Here is a 25,741-nt window from a genome sequence, read left to right as displayed (position 1 = left end):
AATGGAACTGCAAGGCGAGCGTAGGGCGCTCTGACTGTCGGAAGAACAAGAAGTGGATTTCTAGATGGATCTCATCCGTCAGCTCGAGGCCGAACAGGCCGCCAAGATCGAAGCCAAGCGCAAGCTTCCCGAATTCCAGCCCGGCGACACCGTGCGCGTCCAGGTCCGCGTGACCGAAGGCACCCGCACCCGCGTCCAGGCCTATGAGGGCGTCGTCATCGCCCGCGCCGGTTCCGGCTTCCAGGAAAATTTCACCGTCCGCAAGATCTCCTACGGCGAAGGCGTCGAGCGCGTGTTCCCAGTCTACTCGCCGATGGTCGAAGGCGTCGAGATCGTGCGCCGCGGCAAGGTGCGCCGCGCCAAGCTCTATTACCTGCGCGATCGTCGCGGCAAGTCGGCTCGTATCTCGGAAAACACCGGCGTGCGCGCCCGCAAGCTCAACGATGAGGAGCGTGATGCACTGAACGCCGAGAAGGCCCGCATCGAGGCCGAGAAGGTCGCCGCCGCCCAGGCGCTGGCCGCCGAGACGGCCGCCAAGCAAGCCGCAGAGAAGAAGGCGGCCGCCGAGGCCGAAGCAGCCAAGGCCGCTGAAGCGACCCCCGCCGAATAAGGTTCGACGAAGGATTTTGAAAAAGGCGGCTTTGGCCGCCTTTTTCGTTTCACCAGACTGTGAACGCTTTTCAGCTCCGGGAATGCGGAACGGTGGTTGACCTCCAATTACATAGTGTACTAAATAATCGTGCACAATATGATTGGAGGCTACGACATGGCACTCTACACCACACAGGCCCACGTGACCGGCGGTCGCGCCGGCCATGGCGAAACCAGCGACGGCCTGCTCAAGGTCGACCTGGCGATGCCCAAGGAGCTCGGCGGGCCGGGCGGCGCCACCAATCCCGAACAGCTTTTCGCCATCGGCTATGCCGCCTGCTTCGAAAGCGCCGTCCGCTTCGTCGCGCGCAAGCAGAAACTGCCGCTCGAAGATGCCGCGGTAACCGCCACTGTCAGCCTGCTTCCCAACGGCGAGGGCTTCAGGCTCGGCGTTGCGCTCGCGGCGGAGACAAAAGGCCTTGATCAGGCGGCGGCGGAAGCGCTTGTATCGGCGGCGCATCAGGTTTGCCCCTATTCGAACGCCATCAGGGGCAATGTCGAGGTGGCGCTTTCGGTAAAGGCGGCATGACGACAAAGGTCGAAACGAAAGACAGCGAGGCCCCGGCGGAGGCCGCCGGGGCGATCCCGGTGCCACGGCTCGATCAGCAGCTCTGCTTCGCGCTCTATTCGGCGAGCGGGCTGATGACCAAGCTTTACCGGCCGTTGCTCGATCCGCTCGGCCTGACCTATCCGCAATACCTGGCGATGCTGGCGCTGTGGGAACGTGCGCCGAGCACGGTGGGTGACCTTGGCGAAGCGCTGGGCCTGGATTCAGCGACGCTGACGCCGCTGCTCAAGCGGATGGAGGCGGGCGGCCTGGTCACCCGCCGGCGCGATGCCGCGGACGAGCGCCGGGTGCTGGTCGAGCCGACAGCCAAGGGCCAGGCCCTGCGCGCCCGCATGAAGGATGTCTCGACCGCACTTGCCTGCAGCGTCCCGCTCGGACCAGGCGAAGCGAAGGCCCTGCACGGCACACTCACCCATCTTGTCGCGGGCCTGCGTAGCGCTGTGGCCGACGACCGGTCGACGGACGCGTCGGTCCCCGACACGGGAAAATCCTAGCCGTCAACGCAGCCGTCCATTGCCGTGGCACGGATCGTTCCGGAAATCTCCGGATTGAAGGCATCCAAATCCGTTTTGGGCCATCCCAACGCAGCGTGCCGTCTTGCATGGCGCTTGCGGAAAGCTAAAGTCGGCGCCGGATTTCTTGCAAGCCCGGTCGATATCCGGGCGCTTTCAATTTCCGGGGAGTGTTGTCATGACCAAATCAAAATTGCTGCTGGCCGGCCTGCTGGCTCTCGTCCTGGCGCCCATTGCCGCCTTCGCGCAGGCGCTGCCCGATCTCGGCGGCAAAAAGGTGGTGGTGGTGACGGAGAATGCCTATCCGCCGCTGCAATTCATCGATGCCAAGACCGGCAAACAGATCGGCTGGGAATATGACGCGATGAACGAGATCGCCAAGCGGCTCAATTTCAAGGTCGAGTACCAGAACACCTCCTGGGACGCGATGATCCAGGCGGTTTCGGATAACCAGTACAACATCGGCATGACCGGGATCACCATCAAGGACGACCGCAAGCAGAAGGTGGATTTCTCCGACCCCTATATGCGCTCGGAACAGTTCATGCTGGTGCGCGGCGATGAAGGCCGCTTCACCGACGCCAAGACCTTCGGCGCCTTCAAGGACGGGCTGGTCGGCGCGCAGGCGGGCACCACGCCATTCTATACCGCCGTCTACAGCGTGCTGGACGGCAATGAGCAGAACCCGCGCATCAAACTATTCGAAACATTTGGCGCCACGGTGCAGGCGCTGAAATCCGGCGATGTCGACGTCGTGCTGACCGACGGCACCGCGGGCAAGGGCTATGTCGATGCCTCGGAGGGCAAGCTGAAGCTGATCGGCGGCCCGCTCGGCACCGAGGATTTCGGCTTCATCTTCCCCAAGGGCTCGGACCTGGTGAAGCCGGTCAATGCGGCGATCGCGGCGCTCAAGGCGGATGGCACGCTCGATGCGCTCAACAAGAAATGGTTCCTTGATTACAAGATGGGGCAGTGAGCCAATCTTGTTGAAGGAGTCGTCTGAGGGGCAGGGAGTTGCGCTGAGGCTGCGCCCGCGTCCCTCTCTCAGTTCTTACGCCACCTGATGGCAGCCCCCTCCATCTCCAAACCCGACTTTCCCTGGTGGCTCGCCGTTGCCGGCGTCCTTGCGTTGGCGGCCGCACTCGCCATCGCGGCCAGCGATCTCTACGCGCAGGTCTTCGCCACTGTCGCAAAGGGCATCGGCATCACCGTCTTCGTCACCGTGGTTGCTTTCGCCATGGCGTCGATCATCGGCCTCGGCATTGCGCTCATGGGCCTGTCGGGCTCGACCTGGCTGCGGCAGATCGCGCGCTTCTATGTCGAGATCATCCGTGGCGTGCCGATCCTGGTGCTGCTGTTCTGGATCGCGTTTGCCGGCGCGCCGGCCTTCGTCGCGGCCTGGAACGCGCTGACCGCGCCGTTGCAGAGCGCCGGCATTCTCGGCGAGCTGCTGGTGCGCGACGTGTCGTTGCTGTGGCGCGCCATCATGGCGCTGACAATCGGCTATTCGGCCTTCATCTCGGAGGTTTTCCGGGCCGGCATCCAGTCGGTCGAGAAAGGCCAGGTCGAGGCGGCGAAGGCCTTGGGGCTGAGCCACGCGCAGCGCTTCCGGCTGGTCGTGTTCCCGCAGGCGATCCGCACCATCCTGCCGCCGCTCGGCAATGATTTCGTCGCCCTGGTCAAGGATTCCTCGCTGGTCTCGGTGCTCGGCGTCGCCGACATCACGCAGATGGGCAAGGTCTATGCGGCCGGCTCGTTCCGCTTCTTCGAGACCTATTCGATAACAGCCTATATCTATCTCATCCTCACCGTCGGCCTGTCGCTGTCGCTCAGGGCGCTGGAGCGGCGTTTGCGCCGCCGGCACGAGGAATAGTTTTTCGGCCAGGACAGCGTTAGGCTCGGGTGCTTACCGGAGGAGGAGCGTGCCCATGAACATCGACAAGGCCAATGCGGCGCTGGATTCGGTCTACACGGCCGATACGCCCGAAACGCTGGCGCAAGCCTATACCGCATGGGCCGCGACCTATGACAGCGAAACCGCCTCGCTCGGTTATCTCCTGCCGTTCCTGATCACCGCCTGGGTGGCGCGCCAGGTGCCGGCGGGCGAGGGGCCGCTGCTCGACGCCGGCTGCGGCACCGGCCTGTCGGGACCTTCCTTGAAAGCGCTCGGTTACAGTGACATTGCCGGGCTGGATCTCTCGGACGACATGCTCAAGATCGCCGGCAGTCGCAATGCCTACGGCGAGCTGAAGCAGGCGATGCTTGGCGGCCCGCTGCCGTGGCCGGACGGCCATTTCCGCGCCTTCTTCTCCACCGGTGTGTTCACCATCAGCCACGCGCCGGCGTCTGGCCTGCACGAGCTGGTGCGCATCACGAAGAAGGGCGGCCACGCCATCTTCACCGTGCGCGACCAGGTTTTCGAGAGCGGCGGGTTCCAGGTGGTGTTCGATGAATTGGAGCAGGGAGGAAAGTGGCGGACGGTTGAGGCAAGCCCGTGGTTTCGCTGCTATGCGATCGCCGAGCCGGACGCGCTGGTGAGGACCTTTGTGTTCGAGGTGATCTGAGCGCTGGCGACACGCCGCAATTGCCGAAAACCCAAAACATTGCTATCTACCCGGCCATGGAAGAGCTTTTTGGCGATCCGGCCTACAAGGGATTCGTGCTGCAGGACAGAAAACGCCTGCCGTCGCGCTTCTCCGCGCGCATGTCCGGCGCCCTGACCAGCCGACTTCGCTGATCCCTGACGGCCAGCTGCAGGCTTGCGGCATCAGTTCTTTCCCATTCTCATATCGACGGATTTACGCACATGAGCGCACCGCGCACCCTCTACGACAAGATTTTCGACGACCATGTCGTCGACCGCCAGGACGACGGCACCTGCCTGCTCTATATCGACCGCCACCTCGTTCATGAAGTGACCAGCCCGCAGGCCTTTGAGGGCCTGCGCATGAGCGGCAGAAAAGTCCGTCACCCGGAAAAGACGCTGGCCGTTGTCGATCACAATGTCTCGACCTCGCCCGAGCGCAAGTTCGGCATCAAGAACGAGGAAAGCCGCATCCAGGTCGAGGCGCTGGCCAAGAACGCCAGGGATTTCGGCGTCGAGTATTATTCCGAGAACGATATCCGCCAGGGCATCGTCCACATCATCGGACCTGAGCAGGGCTTTACGCTGCCGGGCATGACCATCGTCTGCGGCGACAGCCACACCTCCACCCATGGTGCTTTCGGCGCGCTGGCGCATGGCATCGGCACGTCGGAAGTCGAGCATGTGCTGGCGACGCAGACGCTGATCCAGCGCAAGGCCAAGAACATGCTGGTCCGCGTCGATGGCGTGCTGCCGGAAGGCGTCACCGCCAAGGACATCATCCTCGCCATCATCGGCGAGATCGGCACCGCCGGCGGCACCGGCTATGTCATCGAATATGCCGGCGAGGCGATCCGTGCGCTGTCGATGGAAGGCCGCATGACGATCTGCAACATGTCGATCGAAGGCGGCGCGCGCGCCGGCCTGATCGCGGCGGACGAGACCACCTTCGCCTATGTCAAGGACAAGCCGCGCGCGCCCAAGGGCGCTGCCTGGGACGCGGCGCTCGAATACTGGAAGACGCTGCGGACCGACGAAGGCGCACATTTCGACAAGGTGATCGTGCTCGACGCGGCGAAACTGCCGCCGATCGTCTCCTGGGGCTCTTCGCCCGAGGACGTCGTCTCAGTGCAAGGCATCGTGCCTAACCCGGATGACATCACCGACGAGAACAAGCGCACCTCCAAGCTGCGCGCGCTCGACTATATGGGCCTGACGCCGGGGACGAAGATCACCGACATCACGCTCGACCGCGTCTTCATCGGCTCCTGCACCAATGGCCGCATCGAGGATCTGCGCGCCGTCGCCAAGGTGGTCGAAGGCAAGACGGTCAGCCCGCATGTCGATGCCATGATCGTGCCGGGCTCCGGCCTGGTGAAGGAGCAAGCGGAAGCCGAGGGGCTGGACAAGATCTTTCTCGCCGCCGGTTTCGACTGGCGCGAGCCGGGCTGCTCGATGTGCCTGGCCATGAACGACGACCGGCTGAAGCCGCATGAACGCTGCGCCTCGACCTCGAACCGCAATTTCGAGGGCCGGCAAGGCTTCAAGGGCCGCACCCATCTGGTGTCGCCGGCGATGGCGGCGGCGGCGGCGATCGCCGGCCACTTCGTCGACATCCGCGACTGGAAATAAGCCAGGCTCGGCATTGACCCAAGCCTGGCGCGGCCCGGGTCAGGCCTTGCCGTCACGCCGTATGAGCTCGTGGAATTCCTCGCGGCGACCAGGTTCGTCCGCCGCGACCACGAGCGCCAGCTGCTGCTCTTCGAAGAGCTTGAACCATTCGTCCCATTCGACAAGCTCATAGCCGCCGGCATTGACGGGCCGTTCCGGCTGGTCCTGGTCCTGATAGGCGTTCTGGCCGAAGACCAGCCTCAGCATGGGCTGCGTCCCAGCCTCGGGCGATATGTCGACGATTGCCGGAAAGCCGGCGCGCCCGGCAGCCCATGAACGGATTGCATCGTGGTCGGTCAATGTGATCGTGTCGGCCATAGCCTGCTCCTGGATTGTGAATTGAGGAACGCTGCCGACAGCACCGGGTTCCCCGCCGACATATCGCGCCAACACCCTGGCTTAACGGCTTGTTTGGGCTTGCCGCCTAAGGTCTTCCGTGACGTCAAGCGAGAGAAGTCACGGTCCTTTGGACACCGGCCTGTTCATAGCGTTGCTCAATCCGACGATCGCGCTGGCGCTCGGCGCGGCGTTTCTCGTGCTGTGGTTCTACCAGCGCCATCGTCCCTATCTGGCGGTGCTGGCGCTCAGCTACTGCGCCTCGGCGCCCGGCTTCCTGTTCCAGTATTTCACCTTGCCGATCGGCGTGGTGCTGACCAAGCTGGTGTCGAACATCTGCTTCACCATCGCCGCCTGCTGCCTGTCGGGCGCCATCATCGCCCGCTACGGCAGGAAGGTGCCCGGTGTGGGAATCGCCGTGCTGGCGGGCGGCGGCCTTGCGGCGTTCGCGTGGTTTCTCTTCGTCACCCCGGATCTCACCTGGCGCATCCTGGCGATGAATTTCGGTTTCGGCGGCCTCAGCCTGCTCGTCGCCGCCGAATTGCGCCCGGTGCGCAACAATGGCCCGACAGAAAAGATCCTGTTCGTGCTGTCGCTGCTGTCCAGCGTCAATTTCTTCGTGCGCACCCTGGTGGTGGTCATCGCGCACGGGCCCTTCGCCAGCTATGACGGCTTCTACGGCTCGTCCTACTGGACGACGGCGTTGTTGTCGCACGCACTGCTGTCGCTGCTGATCGCGCTTTGCCTCTTCACCGCGGCCGCGCTCGACGTGATGAAGGCGCTGAAGACGGAAACCCATACCGACCCGCTTTCGGGGCTGCTCAACCGCCGAGGTTTCGAGGAGCGCGCCGCCATGCTGCTGCAGCATTGCGCCATGGCCAAATTCCCGGTGGCGCTGGTGCTGGCCGACCTCGACCATTTCAAGGCCCTCAACGACGTGCACGGGCATGCCGCCGGTGACCGCGCGATTGCGGACTTTGCCGCCAAGCTGCGCTCGGCCACGGGAGCACGAGGTGCCGCGGGGCGCATCGGCGGCGAGGAATTCGCCGTGCTCCTGCCGCTGACCGATCTCGCCGCCGCCCGGCTGTTCGCCGAGGCGGTGCGCACACTCTATTCGGCCGGCGGCGTCGACGGGCTTCCCGCCGGCACGAAGGTCACCGCCAGCTTCGGCGTGGCGGCCCGCAGCGGCGACGAGACGCTGGAGCCCTTGTTGCGCCGGGCCGACGAGGCGCTTTACAAGGCCAAGAAAAATGGCCGCGACGGCGTGCGCGTCTCCTACGAGCGGCCGGAGACGGTGTTCGTGCCGGAGCCGCTCAGGGCCAGCTGACCGCCGCATCCGCGCTCGGCGTTAACGTCTTTTTCGCCCGGCGATGTTTAGCTGTCGGCAGGGGTTTGAGGATCCATGAGCGGCGCCAACTTCATCCTGTTGATCAACCTGGCGGTCGCCGGCCTGCTGGCGGCATCCTTCATGGCTGTCTCGTTCCACGATGCCGGCCGCGCGCCGGCGCGCTGGCTGGCGTCAGGTTATGTCCTGGGCATGGCCTATTCGGCGATCGAATTCAGCATTCCCGTCTTCAGCGACGCGCGGCTTCCGGTGGTTACCGCCTTTGCCGTTTTCCTTGGCGCCACCATTGCCTTCAATGGCGGACTTGCCCGCAAATATGGCGTGGCGCCGCCATGGACGCCGATGCTGTTCTTTCTGGCCGTCACCACCATCGCGGTCTATTTCGTGCAGGATCTGCCGCGCCAGTCGCTCACCCGCATGATGGTCTACCAGCTTCCCTACGCAGCCATGCAGTTCACCGGCCTCGGCATCGTCTGGCAGTCGAGGCAAGGCCGCGGTCGGCTCGATCTGATCTTAATGGCGTTGCTTGCCGCCAGCGGCCTGCAGTTTGCCTCAAAGCCGTTCATCGCGGATGCGCTCGGCGGCTGGGGCGCCAATCCGCAGGCTTATCTGCAAAGCAGTTACGCGCTGGTGTCGCAGTCGCTGGGCACTGTCTTTGCGCTGGCGCTGGCTCTGCTGATGCTGGCCATTCTCGTTCGCGAAGTGCTTGCCGAAGTGACGTCGAAGTCGGAGGTGGACACGCTGTCGGGCCTGCTCAACCGTGGCGGTTTCACGCGTCACGCGGAGCTGGCCGTGCACGACGCCACGCGCCTGGGCGCGCCGGTGGCAATGGTCATTGCCGATCTCGATCATTTCAAGAGCGTCAACGACAGTTTCGGGCATGCCTCCGGCGATCGGGTGATCGAGACCTTCGCCGGCCTGCTGCGAGAGGCGGCCGAGGGTCATCACGTGGTTGGCCGCATCGGTGGCGAGGAGTTCGCTATTATCCTGACAGGAGCCAACCTTGCAGCCGCCCGGCTGTTCGCGGAAGGCATCCGCCATGCATTCGGCGCTTCGCCCGTCAACGGGTTGCCGCCCGACACGCGCTGCACGTCGAGCTTCGGCATTGCCGAGCTTCACATGGGCGAGGGTTTCTCAGACCTGATGCGGCGTGCGGATGAAGCGCTCTACCTGGCAAAGAATGCCGGGCGCGACTGCGTGCGTGTCTCCACCGGGCCAGCCGATGGGCTGGCCGTGGTAAGAATCGGCCAGGCCCGTATCAGCGGCAGGGGCTGAGCTCCGGCATCTCGCCGTCGGAAAGGCCGTACATATAGGAGCGGCCCTTGACGAACACCGGCGGGCGATAGCAGTCGCCGTCGCCCGATATGTCGTCGGATTCATTCTGGTAGATTATCTTGGGCTGGCCGGCGCTGGTGTAGTCGGACAGTTGTTTGGCCAGCTTGCCTTCGCCGACGATGATGCGCTTGTAGCCGGCGGCGCTGTCGATGACGAGATTGCCGAACGAATCGGCGTAGACGCGGTCGTGATGGCGCAAGCCGGCCTCGGCCGGCGCGGCCACCGCAACGGCAAGTGCGGCCAGCGTGACCGCGAGGCTTGTCCGGACCAGTTTGGCCCGCACCGATTTGGCCCGCACTGAGTTGGAATGCATGTCGCTCTCCCTTTGTCGGCGCGAGAGAGATCGCGCCCCGATCTGATCCGAATCGGAAATTAACTCTTTCTTAACCTTTGTTAAGGGGAGGAGCGGCTCAATGGCCGTTTCTTAATGAACATGGTTAATTTTTGCAGTTCGCCGCCGATGTCACCAACCGGTCGACATGGCCGGTCGGGCGAACTTGATCTTGCCGCGCCGCGTGGCTAGCGTGCCTCGGGGCATGAGGGGGCAGCACATGATGTTTGGCCGAACGGTTCGGGTGTCGTTCATTATTCCGCTGCTTTTCGCGGCCGGTGCCTGTGTGCCGGAAGACGGCGCGCCCAAGGCCGCGAGCAGGGTTACACCCGTGGTGCCGCCTGCCGCTCCCGCCCAGCAACAGCCCGCGCCACCGGCAACCAAGATCACCACGGACCTCACCGCGCCACGCCTCACCACGGGCATGGCCACCTATAGGTGCGGCAATGGCGGCATGATCACCATCCAAAATCTCGGCACGTCGCTGCGCGTGGTCGGGCAGGAAGGCGCCACCGAGGAGTTCGCGGCATCGCCGGCAAACCAGAGCAGCCGCTACCAGGCGGTGACGCATGACGCAATCGTGATCGACGGGCGCGAGGCGCTGGTGATGAAGAGGGGGTCGACGCCGCAGACCTGCACCCGCTGATGCAAATCCCGGCACGGCAGCGCCTCGGGCCAGACATGCTGCACTGCAACGATATCGAGCCGGCTTCGGGTGCTCAGCCGCTAATCGATTGAAGCCGCATCCGGCCTTTTAGTCAGACTAAATTACGTTTTCGAAACGGTTTTCTGGCTTTGACGCGGTGCAAAAAGAGCATTAGAAACCGGCTGTCCGAAGTCGCAACCGGAAGCGGCAATGCCGCATTTCCACCTGAGGCGGGAGACGCCGAACTGGGGCAGCCATGAGCAAATCACCAGCCACCCAAGCCAGACGCGAAAGGCCGCTTTCGCCGCACCTGACGGTCTACCGGCCGCCGATCACCATGACGATGTCGATCATCCATCGCATCACCGGGGGGGCGCTCTATTTCGGCACGCTGCTGGTCGCCGTCTGGCTGATGGCGGCGGCAAGTTCGCAGGGTGCTTTCGACTGGGTGAACTGGGCGTTCGGCACGTGGCTCGGCCGGCTCATCCTGTTCGGCTACACCTGGGCTCTCATGCATCACATGCTGGGCGGTGTCCGCCATCTGATCTGGGATACCGGCGCCGGACTTGAAAAACACACGGCCTCGAAGATCGCCTGGGCGACGCTTGCCGGCTCGGTCCTGCTCACACTCTTGATCTGGATCGCCGGCTATATGGCGCGGGGAACTTTGTGATGAGTGCGAAAAACATCGACATGCGCACTCCGCTCGCCAAGGTGCGCGGCTTGGGCTCGGCCCGCGAAGGCACCGGGCATTTCTGGCGCCAGCGGCTGACGGCGATCGCCAACATCCCGCTGATCCTGTTTTTCACCGGGTTGCTGATCGCGCTCAACGGTGCCGGTTATGCGCAGGTGCGGGCAGCGCTCGCCAACCCGTTCGTGGCGTTGGTCATGGCCCTGGTGCTCATCTCGCCGCTCTACCATATGCGGATCGGCATGCAGGTGATCATCGAGGACTATGTGCATGGCGAAGGCATGAAGCTGGCGCTGATCGCCCTCAACACATTCTTCACCATAGCGGTCGGCGTCGCTTCGCTCTTCGCCCTGCTGAAACTGGCATTCGGAGGCTGAAGTCTTGGCCCAGGACACGAAATCAGCCAACGCGGCAGGCTATACCTTTGTCGACCACAAGTTCGACGTGGTGATCGTCGGCGCCGGGGGCGCTGGCCTGCGCGCCACGCTCGGCATGGCCGAACAGGGCCTGCGCACCGCCTGCATCACCAAAGTGTTCCCGACGCGCTCGCATACGGTCGCCGCGCAAGGCGGCATCGCCGCCTCGCTCTCCAATATGGGGCCGGATTCCTGGCAGTGGCACATGTACGACACCGTCAAGGGGTCGGACTGGCTGGGCGATGTCGATGCCATGGAATACATGGTGCGCGAGGCGCCGGCCGCGGTCTACGAACTCGAACATTACGGCGTGCCTTTCTCGCGCACCGAAGAAGGCACGATCTACCAGCGACCGTTCGGCGGCCACATGATGAACTATGGCGACGGCCCGCCCGTGCAGCGCACCTGCGCCGCGGCCGACCGCACCGGCCACGCCATCCTGCATACGCTCTACGGCCAGTCGCTGAAGAACAACGCGCAGTTCTTCATCGAGTATTTCGCGCTCGACCTGATCATGGAGCCGGACGGCACCTGCACCGGCGTCGTGGCGTGGAATCTCGATGACGGCACCATTCACCGCTTCTCGGCCAAGATGGTGGTGCTGGCGACCGGCGGTTATGGGCGCGCTTATTTCTCCGCCACCTCGGCGCACACCTGCACCGGGGACGGCGGCGGCATGGCCGCACGGGCCGGGCTTCCCCTGCAGGACATGGAGTTCGTGCAGTTCCATCCGACCGGCATTTACGGCGCCGGATGCCTGATCACCGAGGGCGCGCGCGGCGAGGGCGGCTACCTCGTCAACTCCGAGGGCGAGCGCTTCATGGAGCGCTACGCACCGTCGGCCAAGGACCTCGCCTCGCGCGACGTCGTCTCGCGATGCATGACGCTGGAAATCCGCGAGGGCCGCGGCGTCGGCAAGAACAAGGACCACATCTTCCTGCACCTCGATCATCTCGATCCGGCGGTTCTGCACGAACGGCTTCCGGGCATTTCGGAGTCGGCAAAAATCTTCGCCGGTGTCGACCTGACCAAGGAGCCGATCCCGGTGCTGCCGACGGTGCATTACAATATGGGCGGCGTGCCGACCAATTACTGGGGCGAGGTGCTCAACCCGACCGCCGAAAACCCCGACCGGGTCTCGCCCGGCCTGATGGCGGTGGGCGAGGCGGGCTGCGCTTCCGTGCACGGCGCCAACCGGCTGGGCTCGAACTCGCTGATCGATCTGGTGGTGTTCGGCCGCGCCGCGGCGATCCGCGCCGGCCAAGTCATCGACCGCAAGGCGGCGATTCCGTCGCCCAACCAGGCTTCGGTCGACAAGATCATGGACCGCTTCGACCGGCTGCGCCATGCCAACGGTTCGACGCCGACGGCGGTTCTGCGCGAAAAGATGCAGAAGGCGATGCAGGAGGACGCAGCCGTGTTCCGTACGCAGGAATCGCTCGAAAACGGCTGCAGGCGCATTTCGCAAATCTGGACCGAGCTCAAGGACATAAAGGTGTTCGACCGCTCGATGATCTGGAATTCGGACCTGGTCGAGACGCTGGAGCTGGAAAACCTGATGGCCAACGCCATCACCACCGTCCATGGCGCCGAGGCGCGCAAGGAGAGCCGTGGCGCGCACGCGCGGGAAGATTTTTCCGCCCGCGACGACGCCAACTGGCGCAAGCACACGCTCGCCCGTCTCGGCGAGGACGGTGCGGTGACGCTGACCTACCGGCCGGTGCACACCGAGCCACTGGTGGCGGAGAAAGACGGCGGCATCAGTCTCGCCAAGATCGCGCCGAAGGCCAGGGTGTACTGACAGTGGCGACGGCGGCGGGATATTCCGGCACGCCCCTTCCGGCCAAGCTCGGCCTGAAGGACGGCATGATTGCCGCCTTTATCGCGCTGCCAACCGAACTCGAGAGCCTCACTGAGGCCGTCGATTTTGCCGAGGTCGACCGGCTGGCCGAATGGTCCGGCATTTCGGGCGCAACCCTGAAATACGACGCCGTCCACGCCTTCACCCGGCAGCGCGCCGAGATCGAGGGTCGCCTCGGCTATGTCGAAGCGGCGATCAAACGCGACGGCATGATCTGGGTCTCCTGGCCGAAGAAGGCGTCGAAAGTGGACACCGATGTCACCGAAGGCGTTGTCCGCGCTGAAGCGCTGAAGCTCGACCTTGTCGACGTCAAGGTCGCCGCCGTGAATGAAATCTGGTCCGGGCTGAAGCTCGTCATCCGAAAGGACCTGAGGTAATGGTCGAACTCACCCTCCCGAAGAACTCGAAGATACAACAGGGCAAGACCTGGCCGAAGCCGGAGGGTGCCACCAATCTGCGCGAATATCGCATCTATCGCTGGTCGCCGGACGATGACGAGAACCCGCGCATGGACACCTATTTCGTCGATATGGACGATTGCGGGCCGATGGTGCTCGACGCGCTGCTGTGGATCAAGAACAAGATCGACCCGACGCTGACGCTGCGCCGCTCCTGCCGCGAGGGCATTTGCGGCTCTTGCGCCATGAACATCGACGGTTCGAACACGCTTGCCTGTACCAAGGGCTGCGACGACGTTTCAGGCGCGATCAAGGTCTATCCGCTGCCGCATATGCCCGTGATCAAGGACCTGGTGCCCGACCTTACCAATTTCTACGCCCAGCACGCCTCGATCGAGCCATGGCTGAAGACGGTGTCGCCAACGCCGGCCAAGGAATGGCTGCAGAGCCATGGGGACCGCGAAAAGCTCGACGGGCTTTACGAGTGCATCCTGTGCGCATGCTGCTCCACCTCGTGCCCGAGCTACTGGTGGAACGGCGACCGCTATCTCGGCCCGGCGACGCTGCTGCAGGCCTATCGCTGGCTGATCGACAGCCGTGACGAGGCCAAGGGCGAACGGCTCGACAATCTCGAAGACCCGTTCCGGCTCTATCGCTGCCACACCATCATGAACTGCGCGCAGACCTGTCCGAAGGGGCTGAATCCCGCGAAGGCGATCGCCGAGATCAAGAAGATGATGGTGGAGAGAAGGGTTTAGTCCGGCGGTAGGCCGCGATCCTTCGCGTTGTCCCTCCGGCTTTCGAAAGGATAGCGATCTCAATGAGCGACGACCTTCCTGTTCTCTCTCCCGTCGAAGTGCGCGTGCTCGGCTGCCTGATCGAGAAGAAGGAGCTGACGCCGGACGTCTATCCGCTGACGCTCAACGCGGCACTTGCCGCAGCCAACCAGAAGACGGCACGCGAGCCTGTCATGGCCCTGGAACAGACAGAGGTGCACCGGGCCCTGAAGCTGCTTGAGCAGAAAGGACTCGTGCGGCAGATGTTCGGCTCGCGCGTGGAGCGTTATGAGCATCAGATGGCGCAGCGCTTCTCGCTGACCACGCCGCAAACGGCGCTGCTCGGCCTGCTCCTGCTGCGCGGACCACAGACGGCGCATGAGCTGCTGGCGCGCGCTGAGCGCATGGCGCGGTTTTCGTCGATCGAAGACCTGCGCGGTGAACTCGACATGCTGATCGGCCGCAGGCCACCGCTGGTCCAGGAAATCCCGCGCGGGCCGGGCCAGCGCGAGGACCGCTACGTGCATCTCCTCGCTGGCCCCGTCGATGTTGCCGCTCTATCGGCGCACCGGAGTGCGCCGACTATCCCCGTCTCCGACCTGGAGGCGAGGGTGGAAGGGCTGGAGCAGGAAGTCGCAGCCCTTCGTGCGCGGCTTGACGCGCTGGGCGGTTGAGGCCGCCAATCCGAAACGTCGGCGGGACAGCGCCCCTCTTTGTCCTGCCGGACATCTCCCCCACGAGGGGGAGATTGGATGCCGCGACCGCTTTCGCCAATCTCCGATGCAGAAACGCCGGCCCTGGGGCCGGCGTTTCTCATTTCAGACCAGGCTCATCAGCCAAGCCTGGCGTCGAGCGAAACCTTGATCGCGCCGAGCGCCTGGGAGACCGGGCATTCGGCCTTGGCCTTCTCGGCCAATTCCTTGAATTTCGCGGCATCGATGCCGGGCACCTTGCCGACCAGCGTGATCGCGCTGCCGGTGATGCCTGTGCCTGGAACCAGCGTCACCACAGCCTTGGCGTCGAGTTCTTCCGCCGGCGTGCCGTTCTCGGCCAGGAAATGGGAGAGCTGCATGGCGTAGCAGCCGGAGTGCGCGGCGGCGATCAGTTCTTCCGGATTGGTGCCGGATTTGCCGCTTTCGTCCTCGAAGCGCGCCTTGAACGAATAGGGCGTGCCTTTCAGGGTTCCGCTCTGGGTGTCGAGCGTGCCCTTGCCCTCTTTCAGATTGCCTTTCCAGACGGCGTTTGCGGTGCGGTCCATGGAGTCCTCCTGGGTTGATTTGGGTAAGCCTGTCGATCAGCGTCCGGTCAACTATAGCGCGGGCAGACGCGAAGGCCACTGCGCTCTTTCGACGAGGTGCCGGCTGAGGCGTTCGCTTTTCATTTCTGAAAAAATGTGCGTGCAAAAATGTCGAATTCCATCTGCCTCGGCCGTCCTGCGAGCGGCCACGGATTTCGTGGCGGATGGAGGTTCACATGAACAATCTATTTTCTGCTCACTGGACAGGCACCGGCCGCAAGGCAGGCGGACAAGAAATCGACTGGTTGCGGCAGCCGGCGTCCGGCTTTGGCCGGCTGCTTGTGGCGGTCGCCATCATCGGGGTCGGGGTGTGCTTCCTCGATCATGCGGCGGACAAAGGCCCGGCTGACAACTTGATCGCCTCATCCTATGGTTCGTTACGATAAGGAGATGGACATGCAGTATGTTTGCCTGGTCTACGGCGAAGAGAAAGATCTCCATGCCATGACGACAGAGCGGTTGGCCAAGCTCGACGCCGATTCGATGGCCCATGACCGGTCATTGGACCAACGCGGTATGCTGATTATCGCGCAGGCGCTGCAATCGGTGAAAACCTCGAAAACCGTCCGCAGACGCAAGGGCAAGAGACTTGTCACCGACGGCCCGTTCGCGGAAACCAAAGAGCAGTTGCTCGGGTTCGTCATGATCGAAGCGAAGGATTTCGACGAGGCGCTGGACATCGCCGGCGAGATTCCGCTGGGCGAAATCGGTTCCATCGAGGTGCGCGCGATCTACAACGTGCCGGGGTCATAATCCCCGTCATGCGTTGCGGTCACTTGGAAACCGAGGACGTTCGGTCGAGCGAACGTCCCGTTTTGCCGGGCTCAACTCTTGCGTGTTGAAGCGAGCCACGAGTTCTCCTATCGTCGTTCAAGACCTTGGGGGATTTGGACATGCCTTTCCTGATTGCTGTCCTTGGCGTGCTCGGAGCGGCGGCGTTGTGGTGGTACCGGATGAAGGCCATGAACGACGCCGCGCGCGAGGTCGCCGACGTCGTCGGGCGCGTGCAAGGCAACATCAGGCGCAAGAAGCTGCGCAAGCAGGCCGCACTCTCGCCGCTGACGGCGATCGACGATCCGGTAGTGGCCGCCGCGACGCTGATTGCATCTATCGTCTCCGAGAATGGCCCTATCCTGCCGCAGCGCGAGGCTGTCATCCGGTCGGTGATTTCCGAGATCGCCAACAAGAAGAAGACGGATGAGGCGGTGATCTATGCCAAGTGGGCGGCGTCGCAGATCGACGATGCCACTGTCGTCATCGACAAGCTGGCGCCGTTCCTGCGCGAGCGTCTCGACATCGCGGAACGAAACGATCTGCTGCAGATGGTGAACCGCGTCGCCCAGGGCGGCGAGCAGCGCCTGCAGATATCCGACCAGAGGATATTGCGCTTGCGCCAGAAGCTCGGCTTCGAGGTCAACTAGAGTCTTTCATGTTTTGACGGAAGCGTATCCGGCGTTTTCGAAGTAGTTCTTGCATTCGGCTGCCTCGATGGTTTCGACGAGGTGGCCGATGTGGCGCCAAGTGTCCTCGACGGTGCGTTTCTGCGCCTGGCGCATCCAGTGCTTGATCTTGGCGAAGGCCTGCTCGATCGGATTGAGATCCGGTGAGTAGGGCGGCAGGTACCAGAGTCTGGCGCCAGCGGCCTTGATCATTTGCCTGATGGCGGCCGACTTATGGCTTCCCAGGTTGTCCATGACGACGATATCGCCGGGTTTCAGCACGGTGATGAGCTGCTGTTCGACATAGGCCCGAAAGCATTGGCCGTTGATCGGCCCGTCGAAGACGCAAGGGGCCGCGAGCCGATCACAGCGCAGCGCGCCGAGGAAAGTCAGCGTGCGCCAGTGGCCGTACGGAGCTAGGCCGCGCAGCCGCTTGCCCTTCGGCCCCCAGCCGCGCAGCGGAGCCATGTTGGTCTTGATCCAGGTCTCATCGATGAAGACCAGGCACTGCGGATCGAGGCCGGCCTGCCAGGATCGCCATCGCTGCCGCCTGCGGGCAATATCGGCGCGTGCCTGCTCAAGGGCGAACAACGTTTTTTTTAAAGCTCAGGCCTTCGCGGCGCAGGAACTGCCACACTGCGTTGTGCGAGACCTTGACCCCGCGAGCGGCCAACTCATCCTTCAGACCATGCAGCGTCAGATGCGGTGTTTCACGCAGACGGCCCTCGATAAAAGCACGGTGCGGCTCCAGCACCCTTTTGCGATGTCCGCCCATCTTGCCAGGCGCAACCGAGCCAGTCGCCCGATGGCGCTGCAACAACTTCACCGCCGTCGAATTCGCAATACCGAACCGTTGGGCGGCCGACCGGCGGCTCTCGCCACCCAAAACCGCCGCCACAACCCGCTCGCGAAGATCATCGGAAAGAGGTCGAACCATCAGATGCTGGCCTCCTATCCAGCCAGCATCTTGAATCACAAATCCGACCGACCGGGAATCCCTTCCGATTCAATCAAGCGATGAAACGCTCTAGCCCGCGACAGGCGATCAGATCGCCTCGCCTTTCAATAGCCGCGGCGTGCCGGCCGAAAGCCCCGACGCCTGGCGGATGAAGAACTCCTTCAGCCGTGGCATGCGTTCGACGAGGCCGAGGCCGATGTCGCGAACGGTGCGCAGCGGGGTGATGTCGTTGGAAAACAGCCGGTTCAGCACATCGGTCGTGATGCCCATCTGCACCGTGTCGAAGCGGCGCCATTGCTGGTAGCGTTCCAGCACGTCGAGCGCGCCGATGTCCTGGCCGAGCCGGTCGGCTTCGACGATCACCTCGGCAAATGCGGCCACATCCTTGAAGCCGAGATTGAGGCCCTGTCCGGCGATCGGATGGATGCCATGGGCGGCATCGCCGGCAAGCGCGATGCGCGGCGCGACGAAGGCGCGCGCGATGGTCAGGCCGAGCGGCCAGGCGCGCGGCTTGTCGGCGACGCGGATTTCCCCAAGCTTGAGGCCGAAGCGCTGTTCGAGTTCATGTTCGAAGACGAGATCATCGCCTTCCACGAGCGTTTTCGCATCTTCCGACCGTTCGACCCAGACGATCGACGAACGGTTGGTGCCGTCCTCGTCGGGTTTCAGCGGCAGCGTGGCGAAGGGGCCGGCGGGAAGGAAATGTTCTTCGGCGCGGCCATTGTGCGGGCGTTCATGCGCCACGGTGCAGACGATGCCGGACTGGCCGTATTCCCACTTGACCGTCTTGATGCCAGCCATGTCGCGCAGTTTCGAATTGACACCGTCGGCGGCAACCAGCAGCCGCGCCGTCAACGTAGCGCCGTCGGCCAGATGCACCGTGATGCCGGCGCCATTGGTTTCAAAACCTTGCACCGCCACGCCTTCGATGATGTCGACACCGAGCCTTTCGGCCTTGGCCCGCAAGGCGCCGTTCAACGCCCTGTTGGCGACCATGTGGGCGAAGGGTTCGCCCGGCGCCACCTCGCCGCCGAAGGTCAGGAAGACCGGGCGCACCGGATCGGCGCTGCGTGAATCAGTAATGATCATCTCGGTGATCGCCTGCGCCCGCGGCGCGATCTCGGCCCAGACGCCGAGCTGGTCGAGCATGCGGCAGGCGGCCGCGGCGATGGCCGAGGCGCGGCCATCCCTTTGCCAGGAACCGGCGGGCGCCGCATCGACCAGCGCCACGGCAAGGCCCGGTCGGGCCTGCTTCAGCGAGACGGCGGCGGCCAGGCCGACATAGCCGGCGCCGGCGACGAGGACATCGAGCCCGGATCTGGTCTTGGCGTCCGCCTTGCGTTCCATTGTCCTAGCTCCTTGCGCGCCGACCGGGGCCCTGCGCCCTTGACGGCTCGTTCTTCCTGTCGGAAACCGCCATAGCAATTTTGCGGCGAGGTCACAAAACATGACGGCGGCGATCGACGAGCTTCTGCGCATTCTCGACCTCGAGAGGCTGGAACACAATCTGTATCGTGGTCGCAGCCCCCAGGTGGAATGGCAGCGCGTGTTCGGCGGCCAGACGATCGCGCAGGCGCTGGTGGCGGCGCAGCGAACGGTCGAGCCGGACCGTTTCGTACATTCGCTGCATGGCTATTTCATGCGGCCGGGCGACATCAAGGTGCCGATCATCTACGAGGTCGACCGCATCCGCGACGGCGGTTCCTTCACCACGCGGCGCGTGCTGGCGATCCAGCACGGACAGGCGATCTTTTCGCTGGAGGCTTCGTTCCAGGTCGACGAGAAGGGGCTCGAGCACCAGTTCGCGCTGCCCGACGACGTGCCGCCCCCGGAAGGTCTGAAGACGCAGCGCGAGCTACTCGAAACCGCCGACCGGGTGCCGGAGGCGGTGCGCCGCTTCTGGGCGCGCGAGCGGCCGCTGGAACTGCGGCCCGTCAATCTCCAGCACTATGAAAGCCGCGACAAGCTGCCGCCCCGGCAGAATGTCTGGATCCGCCTTGCCGGCCCGGTTCCCGACGATCGCGCGCTGCAGTCGGTGCTGCTCGCCTATCTCTCCGACATGACGCTGCTCGACACCTCGACCTTCGCGCATGGGCGCGGCCTGTTCGATCCCGACATCCAGGCCGCCAGCCTCGACCATTCGATGTGGTTCCACCGGCCGCATTCGCTCGACGGCTGGCTGCTCTACGCGCAGGACAGTCCCTCGAGCTCGGGATCGCGCGGTTTCAGCCGCGGCACGCTCTATGCCCGTGACGGCACGCTGATCGCCTCGATGGCCCAGGAGGGGTTGATCCGGCTCAAGCGTTGAGCATCGCGAGTCTTGTTTGAGCAAGATTCTTTCCGAAAGCCGGTTCCATATTTTGTAGTCACGCCCAAAGCCGGCAAAATAGGCAATTTCGCAAAAATGCCTATTTTTTAATCGGATGGTGCGCCGCACACGCAGGCACCTGCCGGCCCCGGCCGCTCCAATCCCTTTGTTTACAATGAGTTAACACCCTGCTTCGGCAGTTGGCACGGAGCTTGAATCCTTGGGAGCACTCTCCGGCTCTTTGGGATCGGTGAAGGTGTGCAAACGCGGGGGTCCGCAACAGCAAAGGGTGAAACCTTATGAAAATCGTGATGGCAATCATCAAGCCGTTCAAGCTCGACGAGGTACGCGAAGCGCTTACCGCCGTCGGCATCCAGGGCCTGACCGTCACCGAAGTCAAAGGCTACGGGCGTCAGAAGGGACATACTGAAATCTATCGCGGGGCGGAATACGCGGTCTCCTTCCTGCCGAAGATCAAGATCGAAGTCGCGGTCGCGGCAGACATGGTCGACAAGGCCGTCGAAGCCATCACCGCCGCGGCCAAGACCGGCCAGATCGGCGACGGCAAGATCTTCGTCTTCGGCATCGACCAGGCGGTGCGCATCCGTACCGGCGAAACAGACAGCGACGCGCTCTGAGCGGCGAACACGTATTCCAATGGAGAGTTCAATGAATATTCCTTCCACCTTGAAGACGACGGGAAGGGCGGCCCTGCTGGGCTCGCTCGCTCTTGCAGCGTTGGGCAGCGTCGCCGCTTTCGCGCAGGAAGCCGCACCCGCTGCCGCGGCTGCCGCGCCGGCCGCCACTCCGGCCCCGGTGCTCGATACCGGCAACACCGCCTGGATGCTGACCTCGACGGCGCTGGTGCTGATGATGACCATCCCGGGCCTGGCGCTGTTTTACGGCGGCATGGTGCGCAAGAAGAACGTGCTCGCCACCATCATGCAGAGCTTCGCCATCACGTGCCTGGTGACGGTGCTTTGGTTCATGTTCGGCTATTCGCTGGCCTTTTCCGACGGCGGCGGCATGAATGCCTATCTCGGCGGCACTTCGAAATTCTTCCACCACGGCATCACCACGGCCAGCCTGTGGCTGCCGGGTGTGGCCAACATCCCTGAATTCGTCTTCTCGATGTTCCAGATGACGTTCGCCATCATCACGCCGGCGCTGATTGCCGGCGCCTTCGCCGAGCGCTTCAAGTTCTCGGCACTGCTGATCTTCATGGCGCTGTGGCTGCTGATCGTCTACGTGCCGATCGCGCATTGGGTCTGGGGTGGCGGCTTCCTCGGTACGGCTGGCGTTCTCGACTTCGCCGGCGGCACGGTCGTCCACATCAATGCCGGTGTCGCGGGCCTCGTCTGCGCGCTGGTGCTCGGCAAGCGCGAAGGCTATGGCACCACCAACATGGCGCCGCATAACCTGGTCTATTCGGTCATCGGCGCATCGCTGCTGTGGGTCGGCTGGTTCGGCTTCAACGCCGGTTCGGAACTGGCGGCTGACGGCCTTGCCGGTGCCGCCATGCTCAACACCCAGGTTGCCACCGCCGCTGCGGCATTGGCCTGGATGTTCGCCGAATGGATCATCGCCAAGAAGCCTTCCGTGCTCGGCATCATCTCGGGCGCCGTCGCCGGCCTCGTCGCGGTGACGCCGGCTTCCGGTTTCGTCAACCCGACCGGCGCCTTCATCGTCGGTATCGTGGCTGGCGTCGTCTGCTACCTCTCGGCGGTCAAGGTGAAGCACATGTTCGGCTATGACGACTCGCTCGATGCCTTCGGCGTGCATGGCGTCGGCGGCGTGGTCGGCGCCCTGCTGACCGGCGTGCTTGCCGACCCGGCGATAAACAGCCTCTCGTCGGGCGCTTCGCTCGGCAAGCAGATCTACGGTGTCGCCGTCACCATTATCTGGACGGCGGTCGCCACCTTCGTCATCCTCTACGTCGTCAAGGCGCTGGTCAGCCTGCGTCCGTCGACCCAGGAAGAGGTCGAAGGCCTCGACATCTCCCAGCATGGCGAAGTGGTGCCGTAAGGCATCCTTGCCAAGGGACCGGCGGAAACCTCCTCCCGCCGGTCCCACGTTTGCCGCGCAATTCCGGACGGAAAACCGCGAATCCCTTTTCCTGGAATTGCTTTGAAAAGCATCCCGTCGTGACGCTCCCACAAGGACCTCACGCCTTGAGGCCCGGATCGCTCCGGGCCTCTTTTTTTGGCAATTCCTTCTGGTGAAGATCAACTTCGCGCAATCACGTTCGCGTGAATCAGATTTTCGAGGAAACATCGACCAGCCAGTCTCCGAACTGTGGAGGCGACCGTCGTTCTGACGCTCGCGTTTTGAAACACAGGGAAGGAATTTTCTCATGAACCTCAAGAATATCTGCCTCGGGGCGCTCGCGCTTTCCATGGTCAGCGGCTTTGCATTTGCCGGCGCACTGGACGAGCCGGACAACATGGCGCCGTTCTTCACCGATTCCAGCATGAAAACCATGAAGCCGATGGCGGAATTCAAGACAGCTTTCATGGCCATGCCGAAGGAGAAGCAGGAGGCCATGATGAAGGAATGCCAGGATGCGGCGATGAGCAAGCCGCACGCCGAGTTCTGCGCCAATGTGAAGATGCTCGGCGGCGCCAACTAGTAACACGCGACCCGACCCGACGAATGGATGGCGGGCCAGGGCGCCCGCCATTTTCATGTGGTGCGGACACTGGAGGTATTGATGTTAAAAGGACGGTCGCCGCAGCCTTATAGTTAATGCGCCCTTAACCTTCCCACGCCTAGTCTGGCATCCGAATCTGCCGGAGTGCGTCATGCGCTCGGGCCAGGCAATCACTGACGGGGAAGAGCATGCGTTCAGGGGCTTCAGCACCGCTCGCGCTGACCGATACGGGGCACGGCATCCAGGCATTCGCGCGGCGCCAGGTCGGCCGTCTGGTCGGTGCCGGCCTGTTCGCGTTCACCGCCTTCGCCGTCGCAAGCCTCGCCACCTGGAACGTCGCCGACCCGAGCTTCTCGCACGCCACCGCCAACATCGTCACCAACGCCATGGGTTATGCCGGCGCCGTCTTCTCCGACCTCGCCATGCAGTTCTTCGGCCTTGCCGCGGTCGCCGCGCTGGTTCCTGCCGTCATCTGGGGCTATCTCCTGTTTTCCGCGCGCGGCGTCGACAGGCTGCCCAAGCGCGGGCTGTTCTGGTGCGGTTTCGCGCTGCTCGCCGCCGCGATCGCGGGCTGCATCGTTCCGCCCAAGACCTGGCCGCTGCCCACCGGCCTCGGCGGCGTCTTCGGTGACATGGTGCTCAAGATTCCCGGCGTCCTCATCGGCGGATATCCGACCGGGCTGATCGCCAGCGTGCTCGCCATATTGCTGGCGGCACCCGCGCTCTGGCTGTTCGCCTATGGCGCGGCGCTGATCGGGCGCAAGAACGGCTTCGCCGTGATGGAAGAACCGGCCGCCGCGGATCCGCGCGAGGACGAGCTTCTGTTCGACAATGACGAGGACGAGGGCGACGAGGGCATACTGGCGCTCGGCGCGATCACCCATTGGTGGCTTTCGTTCCGCGCTTGGATGCATCGTCGCGCTGTGCGCCGCAGGCAGGAGCGGGACGAGTTCGAACCGGAGATGGAGCCGCGCGCCAGCGCCTGGCGCCGTGCCGCCGAACGAGTCGAGTCGGCCGAATTCGCCGAATCCCGCATGAGCCAGGACGGCCGCGCCCGGGTCGAGCCGGAATTCTTCGCCGCCATGGTCAACGACCGCGGTGTTTCCGTCGATCCGGCCGACGACGATGTCTTCGGCCGCGGCGACGAGGACATGGATTTTGACGACGAGCCGGTCGCCCAGCGACGTGCCCCGACGGCCAAGGTCCAGCAGTTCCGTTCCGATGCCGCCACCCGGGTCGAGGCGCCCGCAGCGCGACCCGTGCCGGGCGCCCGCGTCCAGCGCGAGGCGCAGACCTCGCTGATCGGCTCGGATATGTTCGAAATGCCGTCGCTGCATTTCCTGTCCGAACCGAAGAATGTCGCGCGCGACCCAAGTCTTTCCAAGGACGCGCTGGAACAGAACGCGCGCCTGCTCGAAGGCGTGCTGGAGGATTTCGGCGTCAAGGGCGAAATCATTGCCGTTCGCCCGGGTCCGGTGGTCACCCTCTACGAGCTCGAACCGGCGCCGGGCATCAAGTCGTCGCGGGTGATCGGCCTCTCCGACGACATCGCACGCTCAATGAGCGCGATTGCCTGCCGCGTCGCCGTCGTACCGGGCCGCAATGCCATCGGCATCGAACTGCCAAACGCCAAGCGCGAGACCGTTTATCTCAGAGAGATCATGGCCAGCCGCGACTTCGAGACCACCAAGGCCAAGCTGGCGCTGGCGCTGGGCAAGACCATCAATGGCGAGGCCGTCATCGTCGACATCGCCAAGATGCCGCACGTGCTGGTCGCCGGCACCACCGGTTCGGGCAAGTCGGTCGCCATCAACACCATGATCCTCTCGCTGCTCTACCGGCTCACCCCGCAGGAATGCCGGCTGATCATGATCGACCCGAAGATGCTCGAACTCTCCGTCTATGACGGCATTCCGCATCTTTTGACACCGGTCGTGACCGACCCGAAGAAGGCGGTGGTGGCGCTGAAATGGACCGTGCGCGAGATGGAGGACCGCTACCGAAAGATGTCCAAGGTCGGCGTGCGCAACATCGATGGTTTCAACGCGCGCGTGCAGCAGGCCGAGAAGAAGGGCGAAAAGATCTCGCGCACCGTGCAGACCGGATTCGACCGCCAGACCGGCGAGGCGATCTACGAGACCGAGAATCTCGATCTCGAGCCGATGCCTTACATCGTCGTCATCATCGATGAAATGGCCGACCTGATGATGGTCGCCGGCAAGGACATCGAAGGCGCCGTCCAGCGCCTGGCGCAGATGGCGCGCGCCGCGGGCATCCATGTGATCATGGCGACGCAACGTCCCTCGGTCGACGTCATCACCGGCACCATCAAAGCCAATTTCCCGACCCGCATCTCCTTCCAGGTGACGTCGAAGATCGACAGCCGCACAATTTTGGGAGAGCAGGGCGCCGAGCAGCTGCTCGGCATGGGCGACATGCTCTACATGGCCGGCGGCGGCCGCATCCAGCGCGTGCACGGGCCGTTCGTCTCCGATGACGAGGTCGAGAAGATCGTCGGGCACCTGAAGCTGCAGGGCGTGCCGGAATATCTCGACGCCATCACCGAAGATGACGGCGAGGACGACGACGAGCCGTCCGGCAAGGGCGGTTCCGGCGGCGGAGGCGGTGGCAATTTCGAGGATTCCGATGATCCCTACGATCAGGCGGTGTCGGTGGTGCTGCGCGACGGCAAGGCCTCGACCAGCTACATCCAGCGGCGTCTGGGCATCGGCTACAATCGTGCCGCCTCGATCATCGAGAAGATGGAAAAGGAAGGCATTGTCGGTCCGGCCAACCATGCCGGAAAACGCGAAATCCTGGTGCCGACCGAGGACGACAAATTCTGACAGTGGAGAGTTCGCGGCAACTTCGAACCTTCTGGCGCGTTCAACCGGCTGAGCAGCGATCGCCTCGCCAAACTTCAGCCCAACTGGGGGTTCACGACAGCGATCAAATCAGGAATCAGACG

Annotated in this window: 29 protein-coding genes; 24 read left to right on the top strand and 5 right to left on the bottom strand. The window is 63.8% G+C overall.

Features of this window, described 5'->3' with window-relative positions; genetic code table 11:
- The first annotated feature begins 64 nt into the window (after positions 1-64).
- From rplS to leuC, 7 genes are all read left to right on the top strand, one after another.
- The gene (rplS, locus tag FJ492_RS22070) at positions 65-610 is read left to right on the top strand and encodes a 50S ribosomal protein L19 (protein ID WP_140772269.1); all 546 of its coding nucleotides are present in this window, start codon (positions 65-67) and stop codon (positions 608-610) included.
- 156 nt (positions 611-766) lie between these two features.
- Positions 767-1,180, top strand: a complete 414-nt coding sequence (locus tag FJ492_RS22065; protein ID WP_140718285.1) for an organic hydroperoxide resistance protein — start codon at positions 767-769, stop codon at positions 1,178-1,180.
- Positions 1,177-1,713: a MarR family winged helix-turn-helix transcriptional regulator gene (locus tag FJ492_RS22060; RefSeq protein WP_140718283.1), complete on the top strand. Its 537-nt coding sequence runs from the start codon at positions 1,177-1,179 to the stop codon at positions 1,711-1,713. Before FJ492_RS22065 ends, FJ492_RS22060 begins: the two co-directional genes overlap by 4 nt.
- A gap of 196 nt (positions 1,714-1,909) precedes the next feature.
- Positions 1,910-2,707, top strand: coding sequence for a transporter substrate-binding domain-containing protein (locus FJ492_RS22055; protein WP_140772266.1), 798 nt, complete (start codon positions 1,910-1,912; stop codon positions 2,705-2,707).
- Between the two features lie 87 nt (positions 2,708-2,794).
- Positions 2,795-3,604 carry an amino acid ABC transporter permease gene (locus tag FJ492_RS22050; protein ID WP_140772264.1) on the top strand — a complete coding sequence of 270 codons (810 nt, stop codon included), beginning with the start codon at positions 2,795-2,797 and terminating at the stop codon, positions 3,602-3,604.
- A gap of 55 nt (positions 3,605-3,659) precedes the next feature.
- Positions 3,660-4,295, top strand: coding sequence for a class I SAM-dependent methyltransferase (locus FJ492_RS22045; RefSeq protein ID WP_140772262.1), 636 nt, complete (start codon positions 3,660-3,662; stop codon positions 4,293-4,295).
- Positions 4,296-4,537: 242 nt separating this feature from the next.
- The gene (leuC, locus tag FJ492_RS22035) at positions 4,538-5,947 is read left to right on the top strand and encodes a 3-isopropylmalate dehydratase large subunit (RefSeq protein WP_140510293.1); all 1,410 of its coding nucleotides are present in this window, start codon (positions 4,538-4,540) and stop codon (positions 5,945-5,947) included.
- Between the two features lie 39 nt (positions 5,948-5,986).
- Here the strand turns inward: leuC and FJ492_RS22030 are convergent, their stop codons facing one another.
- Complete coding sequence (locus FJ492_RS22030; RefSeq protein WP_027145537.1) at positions 5,987-6,304, bottom strand: hypothetical protein; 318 nt, start codon at positions 6,302-6,304, stop codon at positions 5,987-5,989.
- A gap of 148 nt (positions 6,305-6,452) precedes the next feature.
- Here FJ492_RS22030 and FJ492_RS22025 point away from each other — a divergent pair, with 148 nt between their 5' ends.
- Both FJ492_RS22025 and FJ492_RS22020 read left to right on the top strand, forming a co-directional pair.
- Positions 6,453-7,649: a GGDEF domain-containing protein gene (locus tag FJ492_RS22025; protein WP_140772260.1), complete on the top strand. Its 1,197-nt coding sequence runs from the start codon at positions 6,453-6,455 to the stop codon at positions 7,647-7,649.
- A gap of 75 nt (positions 7,650-7,724) precedes the next feature.
- Positions 7,725-8,942 carry a GGDEF domain-containing protein gene (locus tag FJ492_RS22020; protein ID WP_140772258.1) on the top strand — a complete coding sequence of 406 codons (1,218 nt, stop codon included), beginning with the start codon at positions 7,725-7,727 and terminating at the stop codon, positions 8,940-8,942.
- Here FJ492_RS22020 and FJ492_RS22015 read toward each other — a convergent pair.
- The gene (locus FJ492_RS22015) at positions 8,926-9,300 is read right to left on the bottom strand and encodes a hypothetical protein (protein ID WP_140752533.1); all 375 of its coding nucleotides are present in this window, start codon (positions 9,298-9,300) and stop codon (positions 8,926-8,928) included. The genes FJ492_RS22020 and FJ492_RS22015 overlap by 17 nt on opposite strands.
- A 253-nt stretch (positions 9,301-9,553) precedes the next feature.
- Here FJ492_RS22015 and FJ492_RS22010 point away from each other — a divergent pair, with 253 nt between their 5' ends.
- The 7 genes from FJ492_RS22010 (at position 9,554) to FJ492_RS21980 (ending at position 14,795) form a co-directional block, all read left to right on the top strand.
- Positions 9,554-9,979, top strand: coding sequence for a hypothetical protein (locus FJ492_RS22010; RefSeq protein WP_140718271.1), 426 nt, complete (start codon positions 9,554-9,556; stop codon positions 9,977-9,979).
- A gap of 256 nt (positions 9,980-10,235) precedes the next feature.
- A complete protein-coding gene (gene sdhC, locus FJ492_RS22005) occupies positions 10,236-10,652 on the top strand; it encodes a succinate dehydrogenase, cytochrome b556 subunit (RefSeq protein ID WP_140772255.1) in 417 nt (138 codons plus the stop codon).
- Positions 10,652-11,047: a succinate dehydrogenase, hydrophobic membrane anchor protein gene (gene sdhD / locus FJ492_RS22000; protein ID WP_140772253.1), complete on the top strand. Its 396-nt coding sequence runs from the start codon at positions 10,652-10,654 to the stop codon at positions 11,045-11,047. The genes sdhC and sdhD overlap by 1 nt, the downstream gene beginning before the upstream one ends.
- A gap of 4 nt (positions 11,048-11,051) precedes the next feature.
- Positions 11,052-12,887: a succinate dehydrogenase flavoprotein subunit gene (gene sdhA / locus FJ492_RS21995; protein WP_140772251.1), complete on the top strand. Its 1,836-nt coding sequence runs from the start codon at positions 11,052-11,054 to the stop codon at positions 12,885-12,887.
- Positions 12,888-12,889: 2 nt separating this feature from the next.
- Positions 12,890-13,324, top strand: a complete 435-nt coding sequence (locus tag FJ492_RS21990; RefSeq protein WP_140752489.1) for a DUF3052 domain-containing protein — start codon at positions 12,890-12,892, stop codon at positions 13,322-13,324.
- Positions 13,324-14,103 (top strand): succinate dehydrogenase iron-sulfur subunit, encoded by a 780-nt coding sequence (locus tag FJ492_RS21985; RefSeq protein WP_140752487.1) that lies wholly within the window; start codon positions 13,324-13,326, stop codon positions 14,101-14,103. Before FJ492_RS21990 ends, FJ492_RS21985 begins: the two co-directional genes overlap by 1 nt.
- A 62-nt stretch (positions 14,104-14,165) precedes the next feature.
- On the top strand, positions 14,166-14,795 hold the full coding sequence (locus FJ492_RS21980) for a DUF480 domain-containing protein (protein ID WP_140510279.1): 630 nt from the start codon (positions 14,166-14,168) through the stop codon (positions 14,793-14,795).
- 158 nt (positions 14,796-14,953) lie between these two features.
- On the opposite strand, the gene FJ492_RS21975 is transcribed toward FJ492_RS21980, so the two are convergent.
- Positions 14,954-15,379 (bottom strand): OsmC family protein, encoded by a 426-nt coding sequence (locus FJ492_RS21975; protein WP_140751751.1) that lies wholly within the window; start codon positions 15,377-15,379, stop codon positions 14,954-14,956.
- Positions 15,380-15,594: 215 nt separating this feature from the next.
- On the opposite strand from FJ492_RS21975, the gene FJ492_RS21970 reads away from it, so the two are divergent.
- From FJ492_RS21970 to FJ492_RS21960, 3 genes are all read left to right on the top strand, one after another.
- A complete protein-coding gene (locus FJ492_RS21970) occupies positions 15,595-15,804 on the top strand; it encodes a hypothetical protein (RefSeq protein WP_140772249.1) in 210 nt (69 codons plus the stop codon).
- 10 nt (positions 15,805-15,814) lie between these two features.
- Positions 15,815-16,171, top strand: a complete 357-nt coding sequence (locus tag FJ492_RS21965) for a YciI family protein (RefSeq protein ID WP_140772247.1) — start codon at positions 15,815-15,817, stop codon at positions 16,169-16,171.
- A 140-nt stretch (positions 16,172-16,311) separates the two neighbouring features.
- Complete coding sequence (locus tag FJ492_RS21960) at positions 16,312-16,839, top strand: hypothetical protein (protein ID WP_140510198.1); 528 nt, start codon at positions 16,312-16,314, stop codon at positions 16,837-16,839.
- Between the two features lie 6 nt (positions 16,840-16,845).
- Here the strand turns inward: FJ492_RS21960 and FJ492_RS21955 are convergent.
- Positions 16,846-17,794 (bottom strand): IS630 family transposase gene (locus FJ492_RS21955; protein ID WP_140718571.1). Its coding sequence is split into 2 segments (ribosomal slippage): positions 16,846-17,457 and positions 17,459-17,794, totalling 948 coding nucleotides; the frame shifts between segments, so codons are not numbered across the junction.
- 108 nt (positions 17,795-17,902) lie between these two features.
- The gene (locus FJ492_RS21950; RefSeq protein WP_140751757.1) at positions 17,903-19,162 is read right to left on the bottom strand and encodes a ubiquinone biosynthesis hydroxylase; all 1,260 of its coding nucleotides are present in this window, start codon (positions 19,160-19,162) and stop codon (positions 17,903-17,905) included.
- A 100-nt stretch (positions 19,163-19,262) separates the two neighbouring features.
- Here FJ492_RS21950 and tesB point away from each other — a divergent pair, with 100 nt between their 5' ends.
- The 5 genes from tesB to FJ492_RS21925 all read left to right on the top strand — a co-directional run bounded on the left by tesB (position 19,263) and on the right by FJ492_RS21925 (position 25,619).
- A complete protein-coding gene (tesB, locus tag FJ492_RS21945) occupies positions 19,263-20,123 on the top strand; it encodes an acyl-CoA thioesterase II (RefSeq protein WP_140510201.1) in 861 nt (286 codons plus the stop codon).
- A gap of 299 nt (positions 20,124-20,422) precedes the next feature.
- On the top strand, positions 20,423-20,761 hold the full coding sequence (locus FJ492_RS21940) for a P-II family nitrogen regulator (protein WP_015315049.1): 339 nt from the start codon (positions 20,423-20,425) through the stop codon (positions 20,759-20,761).
- A 31-nt stretch (positions 20,762-20,792) separates the two neighbouring features.
- Positions 20,793-22,148 carry an ammonium transporter gene (locus tag FJ492_RS21935; RefSeq protein ID WP_140772245.1) on the top strand — a complete coding sequence of 452 codons (1,356 nt, stop codon included), beginning with the start codon at positions 20,793-20,795 and terminating at the stop codon, positions 22,146-22,148.
- 328 nt (positions 22,149-22,476) lie between these two features.
- A complete protein-coding gene (locus tag FJ492_RS21930) occupies positions 22,477-22,752 on the top strand; it encodes a hypothetical protein (RefSeq protein WP_140510205.1) in 276 nt (91 codons plus the stop codon).
- Positions 22,753-22,961: 209 nt separating this feature from the next.
- Positions 22,962-25,619, top strand: a complete 2,658-nt coding sequence (locus tag FJ492_RS21925) for a DNA translocase FtsK (protein WP_140772243.1) — start codon at positions 22,962-22,964, stop codon at positions 25,617-25,619.
- Positions 25,620-25,741 lie beyond the last annotated feature (122 nt).

The sequence above is a fragment of the Mesorhizobium sp. B2-5-4 genome (assembly GCF_006441095.1).
GTDB lineage: Bacteria > Pseudomonadota > Alphaproteobacteria > Rhizobiales > Rhizobiaceae > Mesorhizobium > Mesorhizobium salmacidum.
This window is presented reverse-complemented; position numbering and strand designations above follow the sequence as displayed.

Bases quoted from the DNA above. Each gene is read 5' to 3' on its own strand.
- rplS (WP_140772269.1), top strand. From the start codon at position 65: ATGGATCTCATCCGTCAGCTCGAGGCCGAACAGGCCGCCAAGATCGAA.
- FJ492_RS22065 (WP_140718285.1), top strand. From the start codon at position 767: ATGGCACTCTACACCACACAGGCCCACGTGACCGGCGGTCGCGCCGGC.
- FJ492_RS22060 (WP_140718283.1), top strand. From the start codon at position 1,177: ATGACGACAAAGGTCGAAACGAAAGACAGCGAGGCCCCGGCGGAGGCC.
- FJ492_RS22055 (WP_140772266.1), top strand. From the start codon at position 1,910: ATGACCAAATCAAAATTGCTGCTGGCCGGCCTGCTGGCTCTCGTCCTG.
- FJ492_RS22050 (WP_140772264.1), top strand. From the start codon at position 2,795: ATGGCAGCCCCCTCCATCTCCAAACCCGACTTTCCCTGGTGGCTCGCC.
- FJ492_RS22045 (WP_140772262.1), top strand. From the start codon at position 3,660: ATGAACATCGACAAGGCCAATGCGGCGCTGGATTCGGTCTACACGGCC.
- leuC (WP_140510293.1), top strand. From the start codon at position 4,538: ATGAGCGCACCGCGCACCCTCTACGACAAGATTTTCGACGACCATGTC.
- FJ492_RS22030 (WP_027145537.1), bottom strand. From the start codon at position 6,304: ATGGCCGACACGATCACATTGACCGACCACGATGCAATCCGTTCATGG.
- FJ492_RS22020 (WP_140772258.1), top strand. From the start codon at position 7,725: ATGAGCGGCGCCAACTTCATCCTGTTGATCAACCTGGCGGTCGCCGGC.
- FJ492_RS22010 (WP_140718271.1), top strand. From the start codon at position 9,554: ATGATGTTTGGCCGAACGGTTCGGGTGTCGTTCATTATTCCGCTGCTT.
- sdhC (WP_140772255.1), top strand. From the start codon at position 10,236: ATGAGCAAATCACCAGCCACCCAAGCCAGACGCGAAAGGCCGCTTTCG.
- sdhD (WP_140772253.1), top strand. From the start codon at position 10,652: ATGAGTGCGAAAAACATCGACATGCGCACTCCGCTCGCCAAGGTGCGC.
- FJ492_RS21985 (WP_140752487.1), top strand. From the start codon at position 13,324: ATGGTCGAACTCACCCTCCCGAAGAACTCGAAGATACAACAGGGCAAG.
- FJ492_RS21980 (WP_140510279.1), top strand. From the start codon at position 14,166: ATGAGCGACGACCTTCCTGTTCTCTCTCCCGTCGAAGTGCGCGTGCTC.
- FJ492_RS21975 (WP_140751751.1), bottom strand. From the start codon at position 15,379: ATGGACCGCACCGCAAACGCCGTCTGGAAAGGCAATCTGAAAGAGGGC.
- FJ492_RS21970 (WP_140772249.1), top strand. From the start codon at position 15,595: ATGAACAATCTATTTTCTGCTCACTGGACAGGCACCGGCCGCAAGGCA.
- FJ492_RS21965 (WP_140772247.1), top strand. From the start codon at position 15,815: ATGCAGTATGTTTGCCTGGTCTACGGCGAAGAGAAAGATCTCCATGCC.
- FJ492_RS21960 (WP_140510198.1), top strand. From the start codon at position 16,312: ATGCCTTTCCTGATTGCTGTCCTTGGCGTGCTCGGAGCGGCGGCGTTG.
- FJ492_RS21950 (WP_140751757.1), bottom strand. From the start codon at position 19,162: ATGGAACGCAAGGCGGACGCCAAGACCAGATCCGGGCTCGATGTCCTC.
- tesB (WP_140510201.1), top strand. From the start codon at position 19,263: ATGACGGCGGCGATCGACGAGCTTCTGCGCATTCTCGACCTCGAGAGG.
- FJ492_RS21940 (WP_015315049.1), top strand. From the start codon at position 20,423: ATGAAAATCGTGATGGCAATCATCAAGCCGTTCAAGCTCGACGAGGTA.
- FJ492_RS21935 (WP_140772245.1), top strand. From the start codon at position 20,793: ATGAATATTCCTTCCACCTTGAAGACGACGGGAAGGGCGGCCCTGCTG.
- FJ492_RS21930 (WP_140510205.1), top strand. From the start codon at position 22,477: ATGAACCTCAAGAATATCTGCCTCGGGGCGCTCGCGCTTTCCATGGTC.
- FJ492_RS21925 (WP_140772243.1), top strand. From the start codon at position 22,962: ATGCGTTCAGGGGCTTCAGCACCGCTCGCGCTGACCGATACGGGGCAC.